This window comes from Streptomyces sp. NPDC059564 (assembly GCF_042735575.1).
Classification (GTDB): Bacteria; Actinomycetota; Actinomycetes; order Streptomycetales; family Streptomycetaceae; genus Streptomyces.
Genome location: NZ_JBHWBP010000152.1, coordinates 1 through 17098, shown reverse-complemented (window position 1 = coordinate 17098; position 17098 = coordinate 1). Strand labels below are relative to the sequence as shown.

Sequence of the window (17098 nt, the reverse complement as noted above, 5' to 3'; positions counted from 1 at the left end):
GCCAGTCCTCCGGGGTCGCCTCCAGGCCCTTGAAGACGAACCCCGCGGCGAGGTTGACCAGCAGGGTCGGGCGGGGCCAGTCGGCGGGCAGGTCCGCGAAGGCCGACCGGACGGCGGCCGGGTCGCTGACGTCGCCGACGGCCAGGTGTGCCTCGTACCCCTCCTTCCGCCAGGCCTCGACCGCGTCGCGGCCGTGCCCTTCGCTCTTGTCGTAGACGACGACGCGGCAGCCTTCGGCGCAGAGCCGGCCGGCGACCGCGGCGCCGATGCCCTGGGCGCCGCCGGTCACCAGCGCGGTGCGGCCGGCGAGTCCGCGCGGTGATCCGCTCACGCCGGGTCTCCCTTCTCGGTGGGGGTTTCGGCCCACAGCCGGACCCGGTCGAGGACCTCGTCGCGGCGCAGGTCCTCGGTGGCTCCGTGCGGGGCCACCGTCTCGCCGGAGTCCTCGGTGAGGTTCGGGTCGGCGGCGAGCCGCTCCACGGCCTCGACGGGGACGCCGTCGCGGGCCAGGGCCCGGCCGAGGGGCGTGCTGCCGACGCCCCGCCCGTCGGCGGCGGCGAAGTACCGCCAGGCCTGGAACATCCCCTCCAGGTGGCCCGCCGAGAGGTGGACCCCGTTGCGGCCCTCGGAGAGGGGGATGCCGTGCTGCCGCCCGACGCGGGCGCCGAGGGCGCCGCGCAGCGAGGCGGGGGCCGCGGTGGCCGGGTGGAGGGCCCCGAGGAGGCGGGCGCGCAGGTCGGCGATCTCCCGGGGGCTGTGGCATTCGAGGAGGCCGACCAGGGCCGTGGGGTCCGCGTAGCCGCTGGTCAGCGCGGGCAGGAAGCCGTTCAGTACGGTGACGGGGCGGCCGTGCAGCTCGGTCACGGAGGCGTACGAGCCGGAGCCGAGCTTGTGGATGCCCGCCTTCCGGCAGCGTTCCTCCAGGGCCGGGGGGGTCAGGTCCGGGTCCCGGGTCATCGCGTCGAGGGCGCCGAGCGCTTCGCGGGCACCGGAGTCCGCCATGAGCGCGCCGAGTTCCCGTCGGGCGCCGGACGTCAGGGCGTGCACGCCGTCGGCCGCGACCCGGTGGAGCCGCGGGTAGTGCAGGTGCAGGTGGCCCCGTACGGCGAAGTCCGCGGCCGGGGTCAGGGCGCAGCGCAGGACGGTCACCTCCCCGGCGTCGAGCACCCGTAGCGTCTGCGCCAGGGCGTCGGCCGCGGCCCCCGGGGTGAGCACCTCGGGTTTGAGCAGGACCGTGAAGTGGGTGCCGGTGTCGGGTACGGGGCCGGGCGCGGGCCCGGTGTCCTGGCGCTGCCCCGTGGCCCGGGCCGCCGTGACGAGGGCGCGTGCGGCGGCGCCGGTCACCACAGGGTGATGCCCGTCTCGACGAACTCGGCGGTCAGGTCCCCGGTGCCCGCGACGGCGCTCTCCACCAGGGCGGCGAGGGCTTCCCGGCCGGCGTGCGGGCTGGTCACGACGACCTCGTCGGGGCGTTCCAGCGGGGCCTCCTTCGAGGTGAAGACGTGGACCTGCGCCGGTCCCCCGTACTCCTCGTGGACCTGGCGCGCGAGGCGGGCGGCGAGCACGTTGTAGATCTTGCCGGTGTGGTCGAGGGGGTTCTTGCCCGCCGGGGCCTCGATGCTCATCGGCCGCATCGGGGTGATCAGCCCGTTGACGCGGTTGCCGCGGCCGACGACGCCCACGTCGCCGGTGTCCGCGACGGAGCCCAGGGCCGTCAGGTAGGGGCGTCCGTTGCGGTCGGTGGCGTTCATCAGCATCGTGAAGTCCCCGATGCCCAGCGGGCCGACGGCCGCTTCCAGCTCCGCCTGGACGACGGCCTTGCGGGCCAGGTAGTGGTCCATGGACTCGATGTGGGCCGCGAGGAACGGCATGTTGACGATCAGGCTGAACGCGTCGCCGCGCCGGCTGCCGAACACCTTCACGTCCCAGCCGGAGTCGGGGTGGCGTTCCTTGAACGCGGCTCCGTTGACCAGGTTCTCCAGCCCCAGTACGGCGTTCTCCAGCCGGGAGAGCGGGGCGTAGCCGTGCAGCAGGTTGGTGTCGTTGGAGACCAGCCCGGGGGCGCGCAGCGGGACCAGGTCGGCCGGGGAGGCGGGCTGGTAGCGCGAGACGCCGCGGCCCGAGCCCTGGTGGTCGACGATCCCCGATTCGACGACCAGGTGGCGGTCGGGGTCGAATCCGGTGGTGACCTCCGCGAGCACGTCGGCGGCGGCGCGGAACATCAGCTCCGGTACGGGGATCTCGGTGGGGCCGACCCGGAAGGCGGCCTTGCCGAAGTACTTCACCCGGTACGGGGAGGTGAGCTCGCCGCGCCCGTAGTCGATGTCGGCCCCGCCGCCGTACAGCGTCACCTTGTCGAACCAGTGGTGGGCTATCGCCCCGAACTCCTTGAGGCAGTGCAGGGAGTAGTAGCGGGACATGCGCTCCGCGATGGCGTCGCACATGGTGTCCGGGTGTCCCACGCCCTTGCGTTCGACCAGTTCGTAGGGGAGGTCTTCGACCGAGCGGGCGTCGCGTTGGATCGACAGCATGGACCGTCCTTCTGCTGGGGAGCTGCGGGTGTCAGGAGGCGAAGCCGAGGAACGCGGCCCTCGCCTCGGTCTCGGGCAGGCCGTGCGGGGGGCTCTTGAAGAGCAGGGCGGTGACGTCGTCGAGTACGCCGCTCAGGCCGCGGTCGGTGGCGGTCTTCCCGACGCGCACGGCGTTGGCGATGACTCCGGCGGCGTTGGGGCTGTCCTCCACGGTGAGCTTCACGTCGATCTCGATGCCGGAGCCGAGGACGGAGGTGGCCTTGATGCTCGCGAAGCACACCTTGGTGTCGGCGAGGTGGCCGATGTAGCCGGTGGGTCCGGCGACCCCGTCGACGTCCGCCATTCCGGCGGCCCGCAGGGCGTTGGCCTTGGAGGCGAACTTGGACGCCGAACGGCGGGCGTCCGCGAGGTTCAGGAAGTCGGTGTTGCCGCCGACGTTGAGCTGGTAGGTGTCGGAGAGGACCACGCCGCGGCTGAGCAGCAGTTCGATGAGGGCGGTGTGCAGGGTCGTGGCCCCGAAGTGGCTGCGCAGGTCGTCGCCGAGGAGGACGACTCCGGCTTCGGCGAACCGGCGCCGCAGTCCGGCGTCCCTGGCCAGTTCCTCGGGGGTGCAGTTGACGACGGCCACACCGGCGGCGAGGGCGGCGTTGGCGAACATCCGGATGGCCCGGGAGGAGCCGGTGGGCAGGGCGATGACCAGGACGTCTACGTCGTACTCGACGAGGGCCTTCGCGACGTGTTCCGGGGTGGCGTCGCGGGCCGCGGCGGCAGGCCGGACGACGGCGCCGAGCGGGCCCTCCAGCCCGTCGAGGACAGGGGCCGGAAGGACCGGGGCGTCCCGGTCGGTGCCGAGGGCGGTGAACGCCGTCGCGGAGATGGCGGGCGCCGCGAACGCCTCGGCCAGCGGGAGCCCGACCTTCGCCGCGTCGACGTCGAAGGCGGCGACGACGGTGACGTCGGCCAGCCGGTAGCCGCCCACCGTGTGGGACATGAGGCCGGGCAGCCGGGCCTCGGGGTTCGCCTGGGCCAGGGCGGTGAACTGGCTGAAGCTCCAAGCGCAGTTCCCGGCGCCGGCGAGCGCAACACGGATCGGTTCCATGAACAGGGGGTTCCTTCCTCTGCGACTGCCCACCGCGACTCGGCGGCCCGGCGCACGCGTGCCGGTGTCCCCCCGGGGCGGGGCAGGACGTTCGGGTGGTTCGAGCGGCTCGCGCGGTGCGGCGGCGCGTCCGGCTGGTGCCCGCCGCGCGGGTCACGGGGGGGGCGCGCGCGGCGCGCGGGCCACTTCAGGTGCCCCAGGGCCGGGGGATCCGGCGGGCCGAGGCCTCGTGGGTCTCGGCCCAGAGCCGGATCGAACGGTGCAGGACCGGTGCGGTGTCGGCGACCCGGTCGGTGACGTCGAAGGGCTCCGTGACGGAGAGGTAGCCCTGGTAGGCGCGCAGGGCGGTGATCCGCGTCAGCTGGCCGCGGTCCAGGTGCTCCTCGGCGAACGGCAGGTAGAAGCGGTTCCACTGCTCGGGCGCCACGTACGGGAGCCGGTCCAGCGGCGGCACCCCGTGCGCGGTGCGCCAGGAGTTGAGGGCGTCGCGGACCGTGTCGAAGGTCGCGTCGACCCGCTGGGCCCGGTCGCCGCGCCCCAGGACGGTCAGCCTGCGCCCGGCCGGCGGGCCGCCCCCGAGGAGGCGTACGACGTGGTCGGCGACGTCGTCGGTGCTGACCATGTCCATCACCCCCTTCTCCTCCGCGACCAGCGCGGGCACGGCGCCGCTGCACATCGAGGACGGCAGCCAGAAGAAGCCGCTGTAGCGGTCGAGGAAGCCGTCGGCGCGGGCCCCCATCACGATGGGGAAGCGCACGATGTCCGCGCTGTCGCGCTCGGCGTGCACCAGCCGCTCGGTCGCGGCCTTGGACCATTCGTAGGAGTTGCGGTAGTCCTCCGGCGCCTCCGAGGCGGTGCCGCCGCGCAGGCCCGTGACGTACGAGGACGACAGGTGCACGAAGTGCGTATCGGCGCCGGTGGCGGCCAGCAGGGCGCGCAGGGGGCCGACGTTCGCCGCTTCGGCCCGTTCGGCGGGGAGGTTCCAGCGGGTGTCCCCGGCGCAGTGCACCACGGCGCTCCACGGGCCGCGCAGCCCGGGCGGCTGTTCCTGCTGCCCGATCCGCCAGGCGTGCTGGCGCGCCCCCCGGCCGCCCCGGCGGCTCACGCCGTGCGTCTCGTGGCCCGCCGCGTCCAGGGCCCGGACGACGGCGCTGCCGACGGCGCCGGTGGCGCCCGTGACGAGGACGCGCGCGGGCGGAGTCACGCGACCGTGATCCGTCGCTCGATGGCGCGGAGCATGTGCTCGGAGTTCTCGCGCAGCGCCTTGGTGGCGACCGGGTTGAGCATGTCGGCGAGCAGGGGTATGCCGATCTCGAAGTCGACGGAGAAGGTGACCACCGAGGTGTCGTCGCCCGCGTCCTCGACCCGCCAGTACCCGGTGAACTCGTCGAGGTCGCCCGAGACTTGACGGAACGTCATGACGCGCTCGTCCTCGTTGAGCACGTCCTCCTCGACCCACTCCAGGACCGATCCCTTGAGCAGGACCGACCAGGCGCTGGTGCGGGTGCCGTCCCCGCTCTGGCCGAGTACGGTCACCGACTCGACGTTCTCCATGAATCCGGCGTAGTCCTCCAGCCGGATGACGGCCCGCCAGGCGGCGGCCGCCGGAGCCTCGATCGGCAGGTTCACTTCGACGTGCGGCATGGCTGTGTCTCCTTGGGCGGGGTGGGTCCGGGTGCGGGCTCAGCGGCTGCGTCTGCGGCTGCGTCCGCGTGTGTGGCTGGGCAGCGGCTCAGCCGGCCGGGTCGAAGCTCATCTCGCGTCCCGTGCAGAAGGCGCCGACGGCCTCGTCGCAGGTCAGCAGGGACGGCGGATGGTGGTGTACGGCCAGGGAGTCGACGAGGAGCCCGCCGGCCGCCTGGCCGCGCCCGTAGAGGCGGCTGCCGATGACGGGGGTGACGGCCGCGAGCACCCGGTCGCGGGTGTCGCTGAGGGAGGCGCGCAGCCCCACCGCCGCGGCGAGCGCCGCCCTCCCGCGGATCGCGCCCGCGTCGAAGTCCGCGCCGAACTGGCGGCATGCGCCGCCGAGCAGCAGCAGTTCCCGGGTGGCGCGGCCGAGCAGGGCGGTCCTGGCGCCGAAGGCGTTCGCCCGGAGCACCCCGTCGTAGGCCGTGTCCAGCAGGCCGCTGAGGACTCCGTGGTAGGTCGCCGTCAGCAGCACCGCGAACCACGCCATGCCGGAGATCACGTTCTCGTCGATCACGTCGGCGGGGCCGCGGTGGAAGACGAGCCGGTCGTCGAGTTCCACGTCGCGCAGGACGAGGCGGGCGGTGTCGGAGTCGGTCATCCCGAGCGAGGGCCACTCCCCCTCGGCCGTCAGGCCCGGGGACGTACGGGGGCACAGGGCGAGGATGATCTCGTCGGTTCCGGTGACGCGGGCCGTCAGGCACACCAGCGTGGCCGTGGTGGCGAGCGAGCAGGGGTACTTCACGCCCGAGACGCGGTAGCCCTTGCCGTGCGGGACGGCCTCGGAGCGGCTGCTCATGAAGTTGGGGCTGCCGCCGGGTTCGGCGAACGCGGACGCGACGAGCGCGCCGGAGCGGGCGATCCCCTCCAGCAGCATCCAGCTGGAGTCCCGGTGCCGCCTCCAGTAGTCGGCCATGAGCCCGACCGTGAAGGCGTGCATGTTCAGGGCGATGGCGGCCGACGGGTCGGCCGCGCCCAACGCGCGCTGCGCGGCGGCGACTTCGACCAGGCTCGCGCCCGCGCCGCCGAACTCGGCCGGCACGGGGAGGGCCGCGTAGCCGCTCGCGGCGAGGTCGCGTATGCGGTCGGCGCCGGTGGCTCCCTCCCGGACCGGGGAGGGCCGCCACGCCGTGCTCCATCCCGCGTCCAGGAGGGCCCGGTGCGGGGGTTCGTCCCCGGTAACGGGCTCCGGTACGGGGCCGGTTGGCATGGGTGACTGCACGAAGCGACTCCTTCCGCACGCGCGACGGCGGTGACGGCGGTGAGGGCGGGCGGTGGCAGTGCGGGAACGGGGCGAGAACGGGCGAGAGTGCGGGAATCGGCACCGTTGCGGCCCTGTCGGGACGGCCCTGGACAACTCTAGGCAGACCGGGCGGGGGAATCCATCGGGCGTTCCTCTGTGCGGAACACCGTTTCGGGGCCGCCCGGGCGGCCCCGAACGGCTGCGCCGCCGTTCATGGACCGAACAGGGGGGCGAGGGACGACAGGTCGGGCCGGGGCGGGTCCACGCGTACGGTGTCCCAGCCGAGGGCGGCGGCCGGCGCGAGGTCGGTCTCCTCGCTGTCGCCGACCATCACCCGCCGCTCGAAGGGCCCTTCTCCGATCAGGCGGAAGGCCCGGGCGTCGGGTTTCTTCGGGCCGCCGTCCGCCGTGAACACGGCCCGGTCCCACACGTCGGGCACCTTCAGCCGCTCCAGGAGCCTGCGCATCAGGGCGCCGGGCAGGTAGCAGTTGGACAGCAGCCGTACGGTGTGCCCGGCACCGGCGATGCGGCTCATGGCCTCCGCCACCGGCTCGCACAGGGCGTACCGGTCCTCGTCCGCGGCGCCGAGGGCGTGCCACAGCGCCCGTTCCAGGTCGGGCCGCTCCCTCGGCGCGGCCCGCTCGCGCAGGGCCGCGTCGAGCAGGGCGAGGGTCGGCGGCTGAAGGGCGGAGGGGTCCGCCATCGCCGCCTGGACGGCGCCGAGCACCCTGCGGACGACCTGGCCCGCGGACGCGTCGTCCAGGGCCAGCACCTCGGCCAGGCACGCGGTGAACTCCTCGGGGCTCGGGAAGGGGCGACGGGAGGTCACGAGGGTGTCGAAGCAGTCGAACACGACGACGACGGGCACGGCGACGGGCACGGTTTCGCCTCTCTCTGGTCCGGCGGGCCGGTCCGCTCAGGACCAGGACACCTTGCGGTGGCTGCTGCGGAAGAACACCAGGGTCACGGCGGTGAGCCCGGCCGCGAAGGCGCACAGGACCGCGGCGGGCAGCAGCACGGCGCCCGCGCCGCCGCCGTCGACGATGACGGTGGTGAAGCCGCGCATCGCCCAGTAGCTGGGGACCCCGGGAGCGAACGGACGCGCCCACCCCGGGAGCGCGGACAGCGGGGTCAGGGCCCCGCCCAGCCCGGCGAGGACCAGCGCGACGAGGTTGGCGAAGACGGACAGCTGCGCGATGGTCCGGCACAGCGCGACCAGCGCCATGCCCACCATGACGACGCACAGCGCGAGGGGCGCGCCCACGACGACGAGCCCGAGGTACGAGCCGCGCACCCGCAGCCCGAACAGCAGCCCGCCCGCGGCGAAGACCACGGCGAGCTGGACGAGCGCGACGGCCAGCGGCACCACGATCCGGCCGGCCACCAGCTCGAACGGCCGGGCCGGGCCCGCCCGGAGCCGGTCCCAGGTGTGCCAGCCGTGCTCCCGGAACATCCCGAACCCGACGACGGTAACGAGGAAGAACAGGAACATGACCGCCATCCCGGGCACCGCCTGCTCGGCGCCGGTCGCGTCCGGGAGGTCTCCGGCCCGCAACGCCGCCCGGAACAGCGGCTGCATGAAGCCCATCAGCAGCAGCGGCATGACGGTACGCACGATCAGCGGCGCGGGGTCGCGCGCCAGGAGCCGGGCGTCGTGGCGGACGAGTGCGGCGATCCGGCCGAGCGTTCCGTCACCCATCGCGGCCCGCCCGTACGGTCGTCGCCTTCACCCGGTCCGGCGCGGGCCCGGGCGCGGTGCCGGTGTCGGTGCCGGTGTCGGTGTCGGTGCCAGTGTCGGTGCCGGTGCCGGTGCCGTACGCCTCCCCCGTGTGCGGCCGGCCGGTCAGGCGCAGGAAGGCGCTCTCCAGGCTGGGCCGCACCACGCGCAGGTTGAGGAGCCCGGACGCGGCCCCTCCCAGGGCGGAGAGGACCTCGGGCACGACCAGGTGCGGCTGCTCCACGTGGACGCGCAGCATCCCGGCCTCCCAGGTCGTGGGCCAGGGCAGCGGGGAGGGGGGCGGGCCGTCGGCGAAGGTCAGCTCGACGACGCTCTCCCCGTGGCGGTCGACGAGGTCCGCGAGGGTGCCCCGGGCCAGCAGCCGGCCGTGGTCCAGCACGGCCACGCTCGCGTCGAGGGCCTCGACCTCGGGGAGGTAGTGCGTGGAGTAGCAGACGGCCGTGCCCTCGGCCGCGAGTTCGCGGACGAAGCCGATGAGCCGGGCCCGGGTCTCCACGTCCACGCCCGCGGTGGGTTCGTCGAGCAGCAGCAGCCGCGGCCGGTGCAGCAGGGCCAACGCGGTGTGCACGCGCCGCTGTTCGCCTCCGGAGAGGTGGGCGACGCGGCGCTCCAGGAGGCCGGTCAGCCCGAGCGGTTCGGCGACCTCCCCGGTGCGCCGCCGCAGTGCGGCGCCGCGCAGTCCGGCGAGTTCGGCGAAGAACCGGAGGTTCTGCCGGACGGTCAACGGCGGGTAGACGCCGAGTTCCTGGGGGGCCAGGCCGAGCAGGCGCCGGGCCCGGCGCGGGTCGCGGGCGAGCGGGACGCCGAGGACCTCGATCTCTCCCCCGTCCGGCCGAAGGAGCCCGGCGACCAGGGACATCAGGGTGGTCTTGCCGGCGCCGTTGTGTCCGAGCAGTCCGGTGACCTCGCCTTCGGCGATGGCGAACGTGACGTCCTCCAGGGCGGTGGTGGCGCCGTAGTGGTGGGTGACGGCGCGCAGGCTCAGCGCCGGGGCGGACGGCCCGGTGGCCCCGCCGTCCCGGTCAGTCGGCACGGCGGGTCCAGGCGCTCGGCAGCAGGCCGGGCAGACCGACCCGCTCCAGGTGCGGCTGCCAGGTGCGGGCCAGCCTGAAGCCCTTCATCAGGCCGCTCCCGGAGCGGACGTCCGGCAACGGCTCGCCGTAGCCCAGGAGTTGCTCGGTGTCGTGGAGGTGTGCGCGCAGGCGCTCCAGCCACTCCTCTCCGCGCGGGCCGGTGGCTCCGGCGCCTTCCGCGGCGAGGAGGAGGCCGGCCTCGACGTCCTCGGCCGGGACCCCGGCGAAGGGGTCGAAGGCCGCCTCGTCGCGGCCGTAGCTCAGTTCGCCCTCGGTGCGCAGTCCCCGTACGGACAGGGAGAACTGCACCAGGTCGTAGGCCATGAGGACGGCGACCTCGGGCTGGCCCCCGGCGACGGCGCCCTCGATGTCCTCCAGGCGCGCCCGGCAGCCGAGCAGCAGCCGGGCCGCCCCGTGGGCGCGGAAGGCGAGCAGCCGCCGCAGGTCGGCCGGGGCGGGTACGGGGGTGCGGGTGGTGCCGGTGTGCGTCATGCGGCCGCCTCCGGGTCGGGGTGTGCGACGCCGAGCCACACCATGTCGTGGACGAACAGCGGCAGGAGGTCGTCCGGGGGCGGCGCGCCGAGCGGTCCGGACCAGATGACGGCGTCGCCGCCCTCGGGCGGCAGGTCCGTGCGAGCGCTCTCAACGGCCCGCAGCTGCCAGCGGTCCACGACCGTACGGTCCTCCAGCACGGCGGTGCCCACCCCGGTGGACCAGCGCAGCACCGCGTGCAGGGATCCGGGGTCCCCGGCCAGCCGGTCGACGTCGGCGAGCCGGAGCGGAACCTGTTCGGGGGGTGCGAGCGGCGGCTCCAGCGCCGCGCGGAGCACGGCCAGCCCCTCGGTGTCGCCGAGGGCCTTGAGCTTCTCGCCCACCCACTTCGCCGTGAAGTACAGCTCTCCGCCGGCCGCGGCCCGCGCGTTGAGCGCGGCGACGACGGCCTCCCGGGCGCGGACGGCCGCCGCCATGGGCCGGGCGTCGAGCAGCCAGCGGGCGGCCTGCGCGAGCCGGTGCGCCTCGACCGTCCACCACCGCACGACCGCCTCGGCGTACCAGGGGCGGCGCAGCCCCGCGTGCCAGGCGTCCCACGGGGGCGAGGCCAGCAGCGGCAGGCCCAGGGCCAGCCGGTTCGCGGTGTAGAGGGCCCGGCGGCGGTGGTTCCACGCGTCCTCGGTGACGGTGGCGAAGCGGGGCCAGGGCGCGGCGTTGAGGGCCTCGGTGGTGTCGCGCACGGAGCTGGCCCGGCGGATGTTGACGTCGATCAGGGTGCCGTGTTCGTGCGACTGGATGGGGAAGCGGGTGAGCCGGTCGTTCTCGACGAGTACGAGCAGGTCGAGGTCGCTGCGGTGGTTGCCGAACCCGGCGATCACGGATCCGCCGACGACCGCGAGCGCCGGACTGCCCATTCCCTGGTCCGCCTCCTGGCGCACCGCGTCCCGGTGGAGCCCTCGCTGCTTCAGGAAGGCGTCCAGACGCCGCTCCAGGACGACGGTCTCGGGAAACGCGGCGGTGGTACTGGCTGACGTGGTCTCCATGGCGGTCGGTGCACCTCCGGAAGGGGTTGACGACGGCACGGCGGGATCGGGACCGTTCTCCGCCCGGACAGAGCCTCCCAAGGAGCCCGGCCGCGGATCAACGGACGTTCCGCCAGCCGGAACACGGCTTCTCCCCGGCGCGCACGGCCCGGTACAACCGTTGACGGAACGGTGGTGACCCCCGATGCCGGGCGCCGGACGTGGAGAGGACGGTCTCGATGAGCGCGACCACCAGGCAGGATTCCGCCCGGGACACGCTCGACGCGCTGCGCAGACGGTTCTCGCCCCAACTGGCCCTCGTCTACGGCATGAACGGTTCCGGTGCCATCGAGATGAGCGGCGAGGGGGCCCGGCTGCGGCTCTCGGACGGCCGCGGCGCCCTGGACTTCGGCAGCTACGCGGTGACCCTGCTCGGGCAGCGCCATCCCGCGGTCGTGGCGGCGGTGCGCCGCGAGCTGGACACGCTTCCGGTGTCCACCCGCGTCCTGGGCAACGGTACGACCGCCGCCCTCGGCGAGGCGCTGGCGGCCTACGCGGACCCGGAACGGCTGACGAAGGTGTGGCTGGGGCTGAACGGGTCCGACGCCGTGGAGGCTGCGCTGAAGCTGGCCCGTCTGGCCACCGGCCGGACCCGGGTCGTGGCCGTGGAGGGCGCCTACCACGGCAAGTCCCTCGGCGCGCTGGCCGCGACCTGGAGCGCACGCTACCGCGGCTCGCTCGGCCCGCTGCTGGGCGGCGTGACGCACGTTCCGCCGGAGGCCTCCGCGCTGCCCGCCGCGTTCGCGGGCGAGGGGGTGGCGGCCGTCATCGTCGAACCCGTCCAGGGCGAAGGCGGCGTACGGCCGCTGGAGCCGGCGTTCCTGCGGGCGCTGGCGCGGGCGGCGCGCGAGCACGGCGCCTTCCTGATCGCCGACGAGATCCAGACCGGCCTGCGCCGCTGCGGGCCCCGGCTGGTCAGTACGGAAGCCGGGCTGCGGCCCGACGCGGTGCTGCTCGGCAAGGCCCTCGGCGGTGGCGTGCAGCCGCTGTCGGCGGTGCTGGCCACGGAGGAGCTGTACGCGCCGCTCGCCGCCGACCCGTTCGTGCACACCACGACCTTCTCCGGGCATCCGCTGGGCGCCGCCGCGGGGGTCGCCGCGCTCGCGGCGGTGGAGGAGCTCGCCGGGCGGGGCGAGCGGCTGGCCGCGCTGTTCTCCGCGGGGCTGGCGCGCATCGCCCGGCGCCACCCCGGGCTGATCGCCGACGTACGGGGCCGGGGGCTGCTGTGGGGCGTGGAGTTCGCGGGCCCCGCCGCGGCCGGCGACGTACTGCTGGAGCTCGGGCGGCAGGGTCTGGTGGTCTCCCCCTGCCTGGGACGGCCGGAGGTGCTGCGGCTGCTGCCGCCGCTGGTCGCCTCCGACGAGGAGGCCGAGGAGGCGCTCGCCATCCTGGACGGGGCCTGCGCGGCCGTGCCCGACGAGTTCCGGCCCGCGGGCGCGCCCGCCGCGCCCTGAGCCGGGCCCGGCGCCCGGGAGCCCGACCGCATCCATCGAGGAGCATCGACGTGCCGAACACCGACCAGGGTCCGGGCCCGTGGTGAGCGCGACGCCGCGCGGCCCGTCCGGCCAGCGCGGCCGCCAGTACCGCTACCACCGCGAGCTGTTCCCCGCGCTGCACGACTGGGAGAACACCGAGCGGTCCATCGTGGCGTTCACCGGCGAGGACGGCCCCGAGGGGCTGCTGGGACTCGACCAGATGGGGCACTTCGGCCCGCAGGGCTGCGACCTGGTCGCCGACGCCATCAGCGCCCGGGGCGCCATCGGCGGGTCCCCGGTCGCGCTGTGCGAGCTGGGCAGCGGCTTCGGCGGCGCGCTGCGGTACACGGTGGACCGGCTGGCCGCGCGCGGGGTCCGCGTCCGGGGCGCGTACGGGGTGGACCTCGTCGCCGAGCACTGCGCGGTGAGCCGTCGCATCAGCCGGGCACAGGGGCGTACCGGGATGGCGGAGCTCTGCGCGTCCGCCGCCGCGGTGCCGCTGCGCGGCGGCTCACTGGACGTGGTGGTGGTGACGGGCTCGATGCCGCACTTCCCCGATCCGGGGGCGGTGGTCCGGGAGGCCGCGCGGCTGCTGCGGCCGGGCGGGCTGTTCGTGCTGACGGAGGAGGTGAGTCTGACACCCGGCGAGGAGGGTCCCTCGGCCGCGTTCCGCGCGGTCCATCCGCCCGACGTCTTCTTCACCACGCCGGTCCGCGAACGCCTGGACCAGCTCGACCGCGCGGGCTTCGCCTGTGTGCTGCGGCGCGATCTGACGGAGTGGGCCGCCGCGCTCCTCGCCGAACGGCTGAAGGTGCTGCGGATCTTCCGGGGCAGTGTCGCCGGGATCTACGGGGACGTCTCCGCGGAGCTGATCCGCGACACCCTCACGACGGCCCGCGACGAGTACCTGGCGGGCCGTCTGCTGCCCGCGCTGTTCACGGCACGGCGGGCCTGAGGTGTCCGGCGGGTCACCAGGCGGGCACGCATTCCGGGGTCCGCCGCAGGGACCGGGACACGGCGGCGCACGCGGCCTGCAGGTACCAGGCGGCCTTGACCGGCTGCACCCGGCCGTCCGGCCCCGCGACGGCCAGCGCCCCCACCGCCGCGCTCGACGCGTTCAGCACCGGAGCCGCGATGCTGACGGCGCCGGTCCGGCTGCGGACGACGACGAACCCCTGGGCCTGCACCCGGGCGGGGTCCTCGGCGGGTACCGGCTCCCGCCGGGCCGGCAGGGCCGCGCGGGCGCCGTAGGCGTGGAAGAGCCGGGCCGCGGCCAGGGCGGAGGCCCTGTTCTCCTCCTCGGCGCCGCGCGCGTCTCCCCCGCCGGGCACGCGGCGGACCGCGTCCACGAGGGCCGCTTCGGCGCCGCACACGTCGGAGATGAAGACGAACACGCTCCCCTGGGTGAGGTGGCGCAGCTGCTGCGCGTACGGCAGGGCCAGGTCCCGGAGTTCCAGCTGGCGGGGCACCCGCGTACCGAGTACGAAAAGGGCGACGCCGAGCCGCAGGCCGTTCTCGCCGCGCTCCAGCATGCCTTCTTTGACGAGTTCCACGACGATGCGGTGAGCGGTGGCTTTGGGCATGTCCGCCCGGCGCGCCAATTCGGATAGTTGAAGCTCCTGTTCACCCGGGCGGAAACAGCGCAGAATGCTGAGTCCACGGGAGAGCATGGAACGAGAGGAGCTTTTCTGAACGGACAATGGCACCTCCGTCGAGGAAGTTCGGGGAGACGGGAGCGAGATGCGGGCGGGCCGCCAGGGGCGGTGACACGTCAGTGAAGACAGGCCGCTGACGTGCCGAAACGGACGGCCGAAGCCGGTGGGCCGTTCACGGGCACGCGTGATGCGAGGCTCTGCGAAGCAGCACGGGGCTGTTCGAACGCACGCCTCACCACTCTCACTGAACCCCCGCCGGCCCCCGGCCTCGCCGGTACCGGCGAACGGAAGAAAACTCTAGCAGCGCACGCGATTGCCGATTCGCGCACTCCGCAGATATCAAGCCATATCGGGCACGGCGACAAAGAGGGGTTTGAAACTCTGAAAACCGCTTCCGATGCCTGATTTCGGGGGATCCGCATTCCCCTATCGGGGGAAATTAACGCCCGATGCGACCGGATCACGGCGAATCGGCCATCTTCGGGCGACTTGACCGGGGGGCAACGCCCGGGTGTCGCGGGGGTTGCGCACCGGCACAGCCGCCCGGCGTTGCGGCGAGGGGCGCAAGCGCTCCCACCGGATGGCCGAAGGGAGCCTCGCACACCGTCACAGCGGGACCACCACGGGATACGATGGACGGCCCACCATCGCGAAGGGTGAGGTCCATGACGGCGGAGTCGCACGACGCCCTGACCATCCGCCATGTCATGGAGCGGCTGCTGCGGGCGCACCCCGGCCTCGACGCGGAGCTGGTCCAGCAGGCGACCCAGACGGCGTACGAGGAACTCAAGTACGCACGGGTCCGCGCCTACCTCCCGGTCCTGATGGAACGCAGGGCGCGGGACCTCCTCACGCCGTACGAGGACGACTGACGGCCGGGAAGACCACGGCCGCGCCGGCGGGGCCGACGACGCGTCCGCGGGGTGTCAGCAGGGGACGAGGACGTGGATGGTCTTTCCTCCCGCCGGGTGGTGGCGGATCCGCACGTCGGTGCCGAGACGGTTGACCAGATGCCACCCCCATCCGCCTTCGCCGCGCTGGTCGGGCCGTCTGGGCCGCGGCTCCGCGCTGCTGGTGTCCGTGACGTCGATGGCGATGGCCTCCGGCTCCAGGCAGAGGTCCAGCGCGCAGCCGCCCGCCGTGTGGCGGACGGCGTTGGTGACGAGTTCGCTGATCAGCAGCAGTGCGGCGTCCTGCACGACGGGCGGTACGGGCTGGTCTTCGCGTACCGGTGACGCGAGGAAGGGCCGCGCCGCGTGCCGGGCGTCGGCCGCCGCGGCGCGGCCGTCAAGGTCGAGGTGCAGCATGAGGTGGAGAGGCATGGAACCCGCTCTCCTTGACCGTATGTAGCGGTTTGTCTTGCTTCGGACATTTCGCTTCTCTGTACGGTTACCCGTTCGCCCGGGTGCCTACCCGTGCTCCCGTAGCGCACTCCTCCCTTTCCGGTACGCGTGAACCGGCGTTTTCCGGGGAGGCGCCCGGGAGGCGGGGGCGCCCGCCGGGCGTTCGCCACGCAGGAAAGAGGCAGGTCATGAGCGCGGAAGAGATCTGGAACCACGACCCCGCCACGGGCTACGAGAGGGGCCTCGACCTCGTCGGGTACAAGGTCGAGGCCACCGACGGTGCCATCGGAAAGATCGACGAGCATTCCGAGGAGGTCGGCGCCTCCCACCTCGTCGTCGCCACGGGTGTCTGGATCTTCGGCAAGCACGTGCTGCTGCTGCCGGCCGGCATCATCCGGCGCATCGACACCGCCGAGCAGAAGGTCTACGTCGACCGGACCAAGGAGCAGATCAGGCACGCACCCGACTTCGACGAGGCCAAGTACGGCGGCGGACCCAGCTACCTGGACGAGTTCTCCCACTACTACAGCCAGCAGCACATGTGAGCCCGGCGCCGGCCGGGAGCGACCGGCGCCGGGCTCAACCGGCGGCTGATCAGCAGTTCTGGATGGAATACACCGGAGACCAGTTCTGCCCGAGCTGACCGCCACCGGGCCTGAAGCTGTTCACTTCGCCACCGGCCGCGTCATAGAAGGTCGAGAGGACGTTGCCGGTCTGCTGGTCCCAGTAGGCACCGTTGCCTTCCCAGTTGAACACCGAGTACCGGTGGCAGGCGTTCAGGTAGAAGACCTTCCAGTTCCCGGTCGTCGGGTCCCAGACGAGGGTGCAGAGGTTCCCCCTGGCGCAGGAGTAGCTGCCACCCGGCGCCACGTGAATGGTGTTGACTCCGGGCGAGATCCCCGGGGACACGGCAGCTGCCACGGACGACCGGCCGGCGGACGCGGGGGCCGCCGGGGCGGTCAGGGCGCGGGCGGCCGGGGCCTGCTCCGCGGGCGCGGCCGCCTGGGCGGACCCGGTGGTGAGGGACGCCGTGAGCAGCGCCGCGGTGACGCCGGCCATGGCCAGGATGGAGTGCTTGACGCGCATCGTGAACCCCTTGTCGGAGTGGCGGTGTGACGTGCCCCAAGGCTCGTGGAGGAGCGGGCCCGGCAGTACCTCGCAGGTGCGAGGTGGTGCCGGGTGCGGTCAGCAGTCCGGGACCCAGGCGTGGGAGCGCGGCCGGTCCGTGCCGCTGAGATTGGCCCTCGTACGCACCTTCACGCAGCCCAGCAACTCCCGCTCGCCGGCCTGCGCGTAGTAGAGGACGTCGACCTTGGCCGCCCCCTCGGCGAGGTTGAAGCCGTTGTTGTACACGGAGCGGGGCCCACTGCGGCCCGTCCACGGGCAGGGGGCCACCCCGTCGGCCCAGTCGGTGTCGCCGTCGACCCAGGAGCACATCTCGCCCCGGCCGTCCTCCTGGGCGAAGAAGCAGACGGCCCCTCGCCGGCACCGCTCGTACCCGGCGGCGTCCGCGAAGGGGGGCAGACCCGAGCCCCACAGGGCGCCCAGGGCCCCGAGTCCCACGAGGGTCGCCGTCCCGGCCGCGATCAGCACGCGGCGCCGCCACCGGGGCGGGCGTACGCGCGGGGCGGTCCGGCCCGCGGCCGCCGCCTCGACGCGCCGCAGCAGCGAGGCGGCGGTG

Annotated in this window: 20 protein-coding genes; 4 read left to right on the top strand and 16 right to left on the bottom strand. The window is 74.1% G+C overall.

Translation table 11 applies throughout. The features are described 5' to 3' along the window. The 12 genes from ACFV0Q_RS23955 to ACFV0Q_RS23900 form a co-directional block, all read right to left on the bottom strand. Positions 1-331: SDR family NAD(P)-dependent oxidoreductase (locus ACFV0Q_RS23955; RefSeq protein ID WP_385008380.1), on the bottom strand; the 331-nt coding region annotated here is incomplete at its 3' end. After that, positions 328-1344: a hypothetical protein gene (locus ACFV0Q_RS23950; protein ID WP_385008379.1), complete on the bottom strand. Its 1017-nt coding sequence runs from the start codon at positions 1342-1344 to the stop codon at positions 328-330. The genes ACFV0Q_RS23955 and ACFV0Q_RS23950, both read right to left, overlap by 4 nt. Further along, on the bottom strand, positions 1341-2531 hold the full coding sequence (locus tag ACFV0Q_RS23945; RefSeq protein ID WP_385008378.1) for a methionine adenosyltransferase: 1191 nt from the start codon (positions 2529-2531) through the stop codon (positions 1341-1343). Before ACFV0Q_RS23945 ends, ACFV0Q_RS23950 begins: the two co-directional genes overlap by 4 nt. A gap of 31 nt (positions 2532-2562) precedes the next feature. Beyond that, positions 2563-3630, bottom strand: a complete 1068-nt coding sequence (locus tag ACFV0Q_RS23940) for an inositol-3-phosphate synthase (protein WP_385008377.1) — start codon at positions 3628-3630, stop codon at positions 2563-2565. Positions 3631-3817: 187 nt separating this feature from the next. Continuing rightward, positions 3818-4834: an NAD-dependent epimerase/dehydratase family protein gene (locus ACFV0Q_RS23935; protein WP_385008376.1), complete on the bottom strand. Its 1017-nt coding sequence runs from the start codon at positions 4832-4834 to the stop codon at positions 3818-3820. Beyond that, entirely contained in the window at positions 4831-5274 is a 444-nt protein-coding gene (locus tag ACFV0Q_RS23930) for a type II toxin-antitoxin system RatA family toxin (RefSeq protein WP_385008375.1), read from the bottom strand. The genes ACFV0Q_RS23935 and ACFV0Q_RS23930 overlap by 4 nt, the downstream gene beginning before the upstream one ends. Before the next feature lie 88 nt (positions 5275-5362). Next, on the bottom strand, positions 5363-6538 hold the full coding sequence (locus ACFV0Q_RS23925; RefSeq protein ID WP_385008374.1) for an acyl-CoA dehydrogenase family protein: 1176 nt from the start codon (positions 6536-6538) through the stop codon (positions 5363-5365). Between the two features lie 232 nt (positions 6539-6770). Beyond that, positions 6771-7439: an HAD family hydrolase gene (locus ACFV0Q_RS23920; protein WP_385008373.1), complete on the bottom strand. Its 669-nt coding sequence runs from the start codon at positions 7437-7439 to the stop codon at positions 6771-6773. Between the two features lie 36 nt (positions 7440-7475). Next, positions 7476-8258 (bottom strand): ABC transporter permease, encoded by a 783-nt coding sequence (locus ACFV0Q_RS23915; RefSeq protein ID WP_385008372.1) that lies wholly within the window; start codon positions 8256-8258, stop codon positions 7476-7478. Continuing rightward, positions 8251-9330: an ABC transporter ATP-binding protein gene (locus tag ACFV0Q_RS23910; protein WP_385008371.1), complete on the bottom strand. Its 1080-nt coding sequence runs from the start codon at positions 9328-9330 to the stop codon at positions 8251-8253. The genes ACFV0Q_RS23915 and ACFV0Q_RS23910 overlap by 8 nt, the downstream gene beginning before the upstream one ends. Next, on the bottom strand, positions 9320-9862 hold the full coding sequence (locus tag ACFV0Q_RS23905; protein WP_385008370.1) for a hypothetical protein: 543 nt from the start codon (positions 9860-9862) through the stop codon (positions 9320-9322). The genes ACFV0Q_RS23910 and ACFV0Q_RS23905 overlap by 11 nt, the downstream gene beginning before the upstream one ends. After that, entirely contained in the window at positions 9859-10905 is a 1047-nt protein-coding gene (locus ACFV0Q_RS23900) for a hypothetical protein (protein ID WP_385008369.1), read from the bottom strand. The genes ACFV0Q_RS23905 and ACFV0Q_RS23900 overlap by 4 nt, the downstream gene beginning before the upstream one ends. Positions 10906-11123: 218 nt before the next feature. Here ACFV0Q_RS23900 and ACFV0Q_RS23895 point away from each other — a divergent pair, with 218 nt between their 5' ends. Then, on the top strand, positions 11124-12398 hold the full coding sequence (locus ACFV0Q_RS23895; protein ID WP_385008368.1) for an aspartate aminotransferase family protein: 1275 nt from the start codon (positions 11124-11126) through the stop codon (positions 12396-12398). A gap of 82 nt (positions 12399-12480) precedes the next feature. Next, on the top strand, positions 12481-13374 hold the full coding sequence (locus ACFV0Q_RS23890) for a class I SAM-dependent methyltransferase (RefSeq protein WP_385008367.1): 894 nt from the start codon (positions 12481-12483) through the stop codon (positions 13372-13374). Between the two features lie 13 nt (positions 13375-13387). Here the strand turns inward: ACFV0Q_RS23890 and ACFV0Q_RS23885 are convergent, their stop codons facing one another. Continuing rightward, a complete protein-coding gene (locus ACFV0Q_RS23885) occupies positions 13388-14089 on the bottom strand; it encodes a helix-turn-helix domain-containing protein (protein ID WP_385008366.1) in 702 nt (233 codons plus the stop codon). Positions 14090-14739: 650 nt separating this feature from the next. Here ACFV0Q_RS23885 and ACFV0Q_RS23880 point away from each other — a divergent pair. After that, the gene (locus ACFV0Q_RS23880; RefSeq protein ID WP_385008365.1) at positions 14740-14946 is read left to right on the top strand and encodes a three-helix bundle dimerization domain-containing protein; all 207 of its coding nucleotides are present in this window, start codon (positions 14740-14742) and stop codon (positions 14944-14946) included. A 54-nt stretch (positions 14947-15000) separates the two neighbouring features. Here ACFV0Q_RS23880 and ACFV0Q_RS23875 read toward each other — a convergent pair whose 3' ends face one another. Then, entirely contained in the window at positions 15001-15396 is a 396-nt protein-coding gene (locus ACFV0Q_RS23875) for an ATP-binding protein (RefSeq protein WP_385008364.1), read from the bottom strand. A 209-nt stretch (positions 15397-15605) separates the two neighbouring features. Between ACFV0Q_RS23875 and ACFV0Q_RS23870 the strand changes: the two genes are divergently transcribed. Continuing rightward, positions 15606-15962, top strand: a complete 357-nt coding sequence (locus ACFV0Q_RS23870) for a PRC-barrel domain containing protein (RefSeq protein ID WP_385008363.1) — start codon at positions 15606-15608, stop codon at positions 15960-15962. Positions 15963-16011: 49 nt separating this feature from the next. On the opposite strand, the gene ACFV0Q_RS23865 is transcribed toward ACFV0Q_RS23870, so the two are convergent. Together ACFV0Q_RS23865 and ACFV0Q_RS23860 are read right to left on the bottom strand one after the other, a co-directional pair. Then, positions 16012-16503, bottom strand: a complete 492-nt coding sequence (locus tag ACFV0Q_RS23865; protein WP_385008362.1) for a hypothetical protein — start codon at positions 16501-16503, stop codon at positions 16012-16014. A gap of 99 nt (positions 16504-16602) precedes the next feature. Beyond that, on the bottom strand, positions 16603-17098 hold a 496-nt coding region (locus ACFV0Q_RS23860), incomplete at its 5' end, for a peptidase inhibitor family I36 protein (protein ID WP_385008361.1).

Excerpts from the sequence above, each read along its gene's own strand:
- ACFV0Q_RS23945 (WP_385008378.1), bottom strand. The coding sequence starts at position 2,531 with ATGCTGTCGATCCAACGCGACGCCCGCTCGGTCGAAGACCTCCCCTAC.
- ACFV0Q_RS23940 (WP_385008377.1), bottom strand. The coding sequence starts at position 3,630 with ATGGAACCGATCCGTGTTGCGCTCGCCGGCGCCGGGAACTGCGCTTGG.
- ACFV0Q_RS23930 (WP_385008375.1), bottom strand. The coding sequence starts at position 5,274 with ATGCCGCACGTCGAAGTGAACCTGCCGATCGAGGCTCCGGCGGCCGCC.
- ACFV0Q_RS23915 (WP_385008372.1), bottom strand. The coding sequence starts at position 8,258 with ATGGGTGACGGAACGCTCGGCCGGATCGCCGCACTCGTCCGCCACGAC.
- ACFV0Q_RS23905 (WP_385008370.1), bottom strand. The coding sequence starts at position 9,862 with ATGACGCACACCGGCACCACCCGCACCCCCGTACCCGCCCCGGCCGAC.
- ACFV0Q_RS23900 (WP_385008369.1), bottom strand. The coding sequence starts at position 10,905 with ATGGAGACCACGTCAGCCAGTACCACCGCCGCGTTTCCCGAGACCGTC.
- ACFV0Q_RS23895 (WP_385008368.1), top strand. The coding sequence starts at position 11,124 with ATGAGCGCGACCACCAGGCAGGATTCCGCCCGGGACACGCTCGACGCG.
- ACFV0Q_RS23885 (WP_385008366.1), bottom strand. The coding sequence starts at position 14,089 with ATGCTCTCCCGTGGACTCAGCATTCTGCGCTGTTTCCGCCCGGGTGAA.
- ACFV0Q_RS23880 (WP_385008365.1), top strand. The coding sequence starts at position 14,740 with ATGACGGCGGAGTCGCACGACGCCCTGACCATCCGCCATGTCATGGAG.
- ACFV0Q_RS23875 (WP_385008364.1), bottom strand. The coding sequence starts at position 15,396 with ATGCCTCTCCACCTCATGCTGCACCTCGACCTTGACGGCCGCGCCGCG.
- ACFV0Q_RS23870 (WP_385008363.1), top strand. The coding sequence starts at position 15,606 with ATGAGCGCGGAAGAGATCTGGAACCACGACCCCGCCACGGGCTACGAG.
- ACFV0Q_RS23865 (WP_385008362.1), bottom strand. The coding sequence starts at position 16,503 with ATGCGCGTCAAGCACTCCATCCTGGCCATGGCCGGCGTCACCGCGGCG.